This is a genomic window from Bartonella propinqua (assembly GCF_047263965.1).
Classification (GTDB): Bacteria; Pseudomonadota; Alphaproteobacteria; order Rhizobiales; family Rhizobiaceae; genus Bartonella.
The window spans coordinates 1-7170 of the sequence record NZ_JBLEBK010000014.1 but is presented as its reverse complement, the minus strand read 5'-3'; the positions used below and the strand labels follow the sequence as shown (position 1 = coordinate 7170).

7 protein-coding genes and 2 pseudogenes are annotated in these 7170 nt (G+C 37.7%); 8 read left to right on the top strand and 1 reads right to left on the bottom strand.

The features are described 5' to 3' along the window. The 6 genes and pseudogenes from ACMFKV_RS06800 to ACMFKV_RS06775 form a co-directional block, all read left to right on the top strand. Positions 1–1309, top strand: a pseudogene (locus ACMFKV_RS06800) (phage tail protein); the annotation flags it as partial. 5 nt (positions 1310–1314) lie between these two features. Then, positions 1315–1704, top strand: a complete 390-nt coding sequence (locus ACMFKV_RS06795) for a phage tail protein (RefSeq protein ID WP_413154861.1) — start codon at positions 1315–1317, stop codon at positions 1702–1704. Beyond that, positions 1701–1925 (top strand): tail protein X, encoded by a 225-nt coding sequence (locus tag ACMFKV_RS06790; protein ID WP_336288541.1) that lies wholly within the window; start codon positions 1701–1703, stop codon positions 1923–1925. Before ACMFKV_RS06795 ends, ACMFKV_RS06790 begins: the two co-directional genes overlap by 4 nt. Further along, positions 1922–3233: pseudogene (locus tag ACMFKV_RS06785) on the top strand (phage late control D family protein). Before ACMFKV_RS06790 ends, ACMFKV_RS06785 begins: the two are co-directional and overlap by 4 nt. Positions 3234–3486: 253 nt before the next feature. Next, positions 3487–3636, top strand: coding sequence for a Panacea domain-containing protein (locus tag ACMFKV_RS06780; protein WP_413154860.1), 150 nt, complete (start codon positions 3487–3489; stop codon positions 3634–3636). Positions 3637–3730: 94 nt separating this feature from the next. Next, positions 3731–4045 (top strand): hypothetical protein, encoded by a 315-nt coding sequence (locus tag ACMFKV_RS06775; RefSeq protein ID WP_413154859.1) that lies wholly within the window; start codon positions 3731–3733, stop codon positions 4043–4045. 280 nt (positions 4046–4325) lie between these two features. Here ACMFKV_RS06775 and ACMFKV_RS06770 read toward each other — a convergent pair whose 3' ends face one another. Then, a complete protein-coding gene (locus tag ACMFKV_RS06770) occupies positions 4326–5636 on the bottom strand; it encodes an AAA family ATPase (RefSeq protein WP_413154858.1) in 1311 nt (436 codons plus the stop codon). A gap of 476 nt (positions 5637–6112) precedes the next feature. Between ACMFKV_RS06770 and ACMFKV_RS06765 the strand changes: the two genes are divergently transcribed. After that, the gene (locus tag ACMFKV_RS06765; protein WP_413154857.1) at positions 6113–6628 is read left to right on the top strand and encodes an antA/AntB antirepressor family protein; all 516 of its coding nucleotides are present in this window, start codon (positions 6113–6115) and stop codon (positions 6626–6628) included. A gap of 109 nt (positions 6629–6737) precedes the next feature. Then, positions 6738–7170: lysozyme (locus ACMFKV_RS06760; RefSeq protein ID WP_413154856.1), on the top strand; the 433-nt coding region annotated here is incomplete at its 3' end.

Sequence of the window (7170 nt, the reverse complement as noted above, 5' to 3'; positions counted from 1 at the left end):
CTCGCAAGGCATGGGAAAAATAAAAGACCTCTTTGCAGATGCGCGAAAAGGAAAGTGGATGATAGGTGCCGATGTTGCAGAGTATGCAGCAAATTTAAGTGACAAGCTTGGTGCCTTTAAAAGCCAATTAGGTGGGATTGCCAGTTTTATTGGTGCGCGTTTCATGCCAGTTCTCAATGATTTGATTGATGCTTTTTCAGCATTGATTGATGAAAACCGTGATCTCATTCAAACAACCGTCACAAAGTGGGCGAAAGCCTTAAAAGATGTCTTGAAGGCTTTGTGTGATCCTACTTCTGATTTAAGACAAAATATCAGTGAGATCACCGAAAAAATCAAGGGGTGGTTTAAATGGATGGAACCATTGATTGGTGAAATAAGCCTGTTTAAGGTTGGTCTTGTGGCACTTAGCGCATTCATTTTTGGTCCCCTCATTGCATCCTTAGTTGCACTGAGCACCACGTTTATCACACTTGGGGCTGCTATAATGACTACGCCCGTAGGCTGGATACTTGGTGCGATTGCAGCGCTTATTGCTATTGGATATCTGCTTTATAAGTACTGGGATCAGATAAAAGGATATTTTCGTGGGTTATGGGATTCTCTTGTCAAACGTTTTGGGAAGTTTCCTCGTCTTATTGCTTTGATAGCCACACCGATCGGTGCGATTATTGTCGGTGTTAAAGCGCTTGTAGCAGCTGGACGCTTTCTCTATGACAATTGGGATCAAATCATGGCATCTCTTGGTGTGTTGTGGGATTCTCTTGCCAGCACAATCAGTGAATTTATTGATTGGTTTTGTGATTTTAACCTCGTTGAAGCAGGTGCCAATCTGATTAGTGGGCTGTGGGAGGGCATGAAAAGCGCGTGGCAGACAATGTATAATTGGCTTAGCGGTGCGATTAAAAAATTAACGAGCTGGATGCCTAGCTGGATGAAAGAAAAGCTTGGGTTTAGCGCTACAATCGATAAAAGTTCAACTGAGACGATTAAAAATCTTACCGAAGAAACGAGTACACGTGCAAAAAGAATAACCGATGCAACTGTTGTTACGAACACCCCACCTCAACAACGCAACAGCAGCACGCATATAAACTCCGTTGAAGCGGCAAAAATTCAAGCTTTGAATGCTTCCGAGCCGATTATGGTTCAAAAGCCTGCTGAAGTGGATGCTTCTATCACTATTAGCAATTTGAATGTTTCGGGGGGAAGAGGCTCTGCGGATGAAATTCATGCTGCGGTTAATCAAGCCCTTGAACGTCAAGCCAAACAGCAGCGCTTGGCTATAGCGTCAAGCCTTTCGGATTAATCACCATGATGTTGGCTTTGGGAAGTTTTATTTTTTCGGTTGAAACAGCAGCTTATCAAACACTCAACATGTCTTATGATATTCCGTGGGTAGAACAGGGGCGATTGGGGCGCAAGGCAGCACTTCAGTTGCCAGCTGTTGCCAATGCGGAATTTTCTTTAACAGGGGTGGTGTATCCAGACTTTAAAGGTGGGGCTGGACAGATAGAACGATTGCGCAAGATGGCGCATGAGGGTGCGCATATCCTTGTAACGGGGCAGGGGAAGATTTTAGGGAAGTTTGTCATTCTTTCCGTTGAGGAAAAGCAGAGTGTGTTCCATAAAAATGGCACACCCCAAAAACAAGAATTTACCGTGAAATTAAGAGAATATGGTCAAGATGGAGAAGCTTGGTGAGTGATCTTTACGTTACAGAAGAAGGGGATATGGTTGATGCCATTTGCTGGAAATATTACCCCAAAGGGCAACAGGCATTGGCTGTTGAACGTGTTTATGCGGCTAATCATGGTCTTGCAAATTATGGAGCTCTGTTAAAAGCAGGGGTAAGGATAGTTTTGCCTTCTTTACCCTATCCTAAAGCCACACCAGTGATTAGAATTTGGGGACGCAAATCATGAAGCCTTTTTGCACAGTTATGGCAAATGGCGAAGATATTACAAACGCTCTCATGGATTATGTCTTGTCGATTGAAATTACGGATGAGGCAGAAGACAAAAGCGACCGTATCACCATAGAGCTTGATGATCGTGCACGGGCAAATGACAATGGTTTTTTGGATATTCCTTTAATTGGAACAGTGATTTCTATTATTCTTGGCTATGAAGGGGGAGCTGTGCGGGATATGGGCACGTACTTGATTGATGAAATATCGGTAAGCAGCCCACCGCAAACTTTAAGTGTTACGGGACGTTCTGCTGCGATGAACACATCTTACAGAACACCCAAAAGCCAATCCTATCATCAAAAAACATTAGGTAGTATTGTTCAAGAGATCGCAGCACGGAATGGATATACAGCAAAAGTTGATCCGACACTTGCCAAAATTGTTGTGCGTCACATTGATCAAACGGCTGAAAGTGACATGGCTTTTGCTGCACGCCTTGCTGCGGAATATGATGCTGTTGCAAAGCCTGTTGATGGGAAACTGGTGCTTGCCAAACGTGGTGCTGGCAAAGCCATAACGGGGGAGGCACTTCCGATAGTTTCCATCAATGAGAGAATGTGTAGCTCTTGGGATTTTAAATATAGCGCACGTGATGAAGCAGGGGCAGCCAATGGCTTAGAAATGGATGCTGGAGACGATCAAAAAGCTGCTGCCGATGCACGGGCACCAGAAAAAATGGAGGAAGATGAAAACTTTATTCACATGGATGAGAGTGATACCAACAAAAGCCCCACACTGCCTAAGCTGCAAGAGACAGAATCAACATCCATAAAAGAAGGGGAAGAAAAAAAGGGCGGTGTTATTGCCAGCTATCATGATTTACGCAGTGGTGAGAAAAAGGAAGTCAAATCTGGTGAAGCACCGTTTCATGAATTAAAATATACCTATCACAACCAATCAGAAGCTGTTGCAGCGATTGCTTCTTATCGCAATAAGTCATCACGTGGAAAATCATCCTTTTCGTGTGATGGGTGGGAACCCCCTCATCCAAGCAGAAGCAAAGCTTATTCAAGAACCACCCTTTAGACCTTACATCCCTTTCGAATGGCGTATCAAAAGCGTTAAACATGAGTTTGCTCCCAATGGAGGCTATACAACACAAATAGACTGTGAACTTTTTGATGAAGGGCAGGAAGATGCCGCGGGAAATGTTGCCGATACCACACCAGATAAGGATGACATCATCGACTCCAATGCTCCCTCCACTGCTTCATATGATGAGGGAGAAGATGCTATTCATATGGATGAGAGGGATATGTGAGAGAACGGCTTAAAAATTGTAGAGCGAATTAATAATTATAAAATTAATTTGTATCAAAATGTATAATTTGATTGAAAATCAAATGCGAAATATATACTAAAAACGAAGTGATTCTATAAAATCAATAAAATAAATTATTAATTAATAGTAAAAAATTACTAAAAAAGGAAACTTTTATTACTAACTGCGTTTAGTCAAAATTTTCTTTTTATAAAGAAAAAAGTAACATTGTAATGTGCTAGAAGGAGTTGCTATGAGTGAGAAAAGGCCTGCCCTGTATACAGTCCAGCAAGTAGCTAACTTTTTTCTCGATAAAGGGCGTGAAGAGAACATTCCGATTACACAGATGAAACTTATTAAGATAGTTTATTTTGCTTACGGCTGGGTGTTAGCAATTTATTGAAGCTTGTCATAACATTATGCAAAGTTCTTCCGATAAACAGGACAATTTCAAAGATTGTGATCAAGTGGTTAAGTATGAGCTTACAGAGGGAGACGTGTATTCTTTAAGATCTAAAGCTTTGAGCGAGTCTTATAAAGTTGTGGCGCTCGCTGTTGTGATGGAGGCTATAGCGATACCGCGGATAGAAAAATATATGGATTGTTTGTGTGTACATTATAATTGGAATATGGCTTATGGGAAAATGGCAACTATAGTTGTCCAACTGTTATTTGTTATTATTGCATTTTATTGTATTTTAAAGTGTGTATCTGGAAATGAGTATTTTAAGATGTGGCAGTCTTTAAAAAAAGATAGAGATGCTATGACGTATACACGAGATGAGATATTTGACCACATATGGGAAAAATAGAATTTTTTAATTCAATATGAATTTGAGTGAAAAGAGGGATTTTTTGCTCCACAATTTTATGGAGTAAACATAGAGGTGGTCATAATCGTAAAGAGTGTCATTTTGCTTCAGATATGAAAAAAGATCTCGCCATGGTAGAGCATAGCGAGAAGAGGAAACAAGCGCGACACTATTTTGTTAAACGTGAAGAAATTGTCAGCATAAAGATATAAAGAGATGACAGCTTTCAGTGAAAAAGATGCGATTAACGCAAACGTTTCAAAACAACGCTAAAAAATTTTCACACCTTTGCATCTAAAAGGCTTTCCCATTCGTTTTCTTCAGTAACAAATTCAGAAAATATTTCATCGTCTTTCGTAAATATTTCTTTGAGCATTTTTTGATCTAATACTTTTTCACAAGTAATACTAGAACAGTTAGATAAATGAAATATATTTTCGCATACATCTTTATTAATAAGGAAAGAAGAGTGAGTTGAATAAATCACTTTATTATTTTCAATTTTTGATAAGTTATTTAAAGAATTCAAGATTGTTTTTTGTACTCCAATATGTAAATTATTCGCTGGTTCATCTAAGAGAAAAATAATCCCATTTTTATTCCTGATCGCGTCTGGATAAATGTTGGTAAGAATTTTAAAACAAATTAACGAACGAAACCCTGCGCTTTGTTGTTCCAAAGGTAAAGTTGTATCACTTGACTCGACAAGCAGACGAAAAGCTACATTGTCAGGGAAAATATGTGCAGGGTGTTCTAAAATTAATTTATATTTTTTTTTGCTTTTATTAATATCTGATAAACTTTCTCCAATTGCTGAATTTAGATAATCATTCATTAATTTTAAATTTTTTTTAACTGTATCCTGATCGGTACAATTAAGCATATTTTTTTGAAAATCAGTATAATCATTCAAATTTTTACAAGATACACAATGATTATCATTTTTATAACGACATGCTATAAAGATAGCATTAAGAGTTTTTTTCCAAAAGGGGGAGGAGAACGTAGAAATGGCGCCGCCATTCCCAAATGTTAATTCTTTACTAGGACTGCTCTTATTAAATATGATTGGAGTACGATCAAATTTGCCATCATTCATAAAACTATGATTATATATAACATGAGGAATAGCGTTTTCTACCCATTTAAAAATTTCTCCGTTTTGTGGCATTATCTTATCATTAATTGATATAGCATACTCAGAAATTTTAGGATCCATAATGCCATAATAACTACAAGAAAAAGATATTTTAAGTATTCTATTATCGTTGGAAGCATCTTTATCAATTATATCATTTATTTTTTTCAGTTCTTTCTCTTCGCTTTCATTATAAGAGAGGTATGCTGTTATGATTGTATTCTTTTTCCCGTTTAATTTATGCGCGTAAAGATAAGAAAGCGCACAAGGTAATGATTCCACATCAGATAAGAGGCAATAAATCAGATAAATACCATCAAAAATTGTTGTTTTCCCTGACCCATTCTCTCCTATAAGAACAAAAGGAAAAGATAAATTTCCATCTTTCAGATCTATTTTTACAGGATCAGAAATTCCTTTGAAATTTTCAAACTCAAATGCAACAAATTGCATATACGAATTCCTTTTTAAAAAACAGTTTAATTTCAAAAAATATATAATGATTGTTATATTTTAAAGCAATATACTTAAATAATTTTTTATCATTTTATCTTTTTTGATAAGAAATGTGCGAAGAGATGAGGTGATGCTGTTTTGTACTACTGTGGTAAAAGAGCTTGCCATGATTGAGAGGAACAAAAAAGAGATAAATCACTTGACAATACTATAACAACATGCCTATTGTTGATTCAGGTGCGTAGAAAACACCTTAAAACAACAAGCGGATGGATTGCCGAAACAATCTTTTTTCGCACATTAAAGGCTTTGACTCATTGTACTCTACACGCGTATAATGTCGTTGTCGGGTGTAGTTATGCTATACAATACCCTCGTGGGAAGGCATAACGACGGGCTTGTTGCCGTGTTTTCTAGCGCCCGATACTCTCTTAGAGTGTCAATAGAAAACATTTAACAACAAGGAGTTCACAATGACTCTCATATCAATATCAGAACGAGCAATTGGACAGGAAACTGTTCAAGCGATTGATGCACGTGAGTTGCATACATTTTTAGAAGTTACATCAAAATTTTCAGACTGGATTAAAAATCGTATAAAAGAATATAATTTTCAGAAAAATCAAGATTTTATAGCGTTTTCTAAAATTTTAGAAAACGGTGGAAGAGCAATAGAATATCACATCACTTTAGACATGGCAAAAGAGCTTTCCATGGTTGAGAGGAATGAGAAGGGTAGACAAGCCCGTCGTTATTTCATTGAGTACGAGAAAAAGTTAAAAAGCCAATCTGTTGATCGCGACACGCGATTTGATTTACCACGTTATTGGGATGGGATGAGACCAGCCGAAAAGGCTTTGTATCTTTTGGGACCAATCCATGCACATCTTATTGAAGCTTTTAAATTAGAAGAAGAAAACAGAAACTACAAAGCGTTAATTGCAGAAGCAAAACGGGTTTTAGAAAATCCACTTAAAAAAGTAGCTTAACTTTATCTTAAATCTTACATCTTTCTGTCATTAAGGCGGGAAAGAAGTTAAATTTTAATCTGTCATTCAGCTCTGCTTTTTGCAGGGCTTTTTTTATGGAGGGAAGAATATGCGCAAAATATCCAAAGAAGGGCTTATGTTAATCAAGCAATGGGAAGGCTTGCGTTTGCACGCTTATCAAGACCCCATTGGGATATGGACAATTGGTTATGGTCATACAAGTGCTGCTGGAAAACCTATTGTTCATAAAAACATGAATATCACTGAAAAGACAGCAGAAGATATTCTTTGTCGAGATTTAAAACAATTTGAGAGGAGTGTTGAACAAGCTGTTACGGTTTCTTTAACAGATGAGCAATTCGCAGCATTAGTGTCTTTTTGTTATAATGTAGGGACAACAGCATTTTGCAACTCTACACTCCTTAAAAAGCTGAATAAAGGTGATTATGAAGCTGTGCCAGCCGAATTGCAAAGATGGACTAAAGCGGGTGGAAAGCGTCTTCAAGGTCTTGTTAATCGTCGAGCAGCAGAAGCGGGTTTAT

Excerpts from the sequence above, each read along its gene's own strand:
- ACMFKV_RS06795 (WP_413154861.1), top strand. The coding sequence starts at position 1,315 with ATGATGTTGGCTTTGGGAAGTTTTATTTTTTCGGTTGAAACAGCAGCT.
- ACMFKV_RS06780 (WP_413154860.1), top strand. The coding sequence starts at position 3,487 with ATGAGTGAGAAAAGGCCTGCCCTGTATACAGTCCAGCAAGTAGCTAAC.
- ACMFKV_RS06770 (WP_413154858.1), bottom strand. The coding sequence starts at position 5,636 with ATGCAATTTGTTGCATTTGAGTTTGAAAATTTCAAAGGAATTTCTGAT.
- ACMFKV_RS06765 (WP_413154857.1), top strand. The coding sequence starts at position 6,113 with ATGACTCTCATATCAATATCAGAACGAGCAATTGGACAGGAAACTGTT.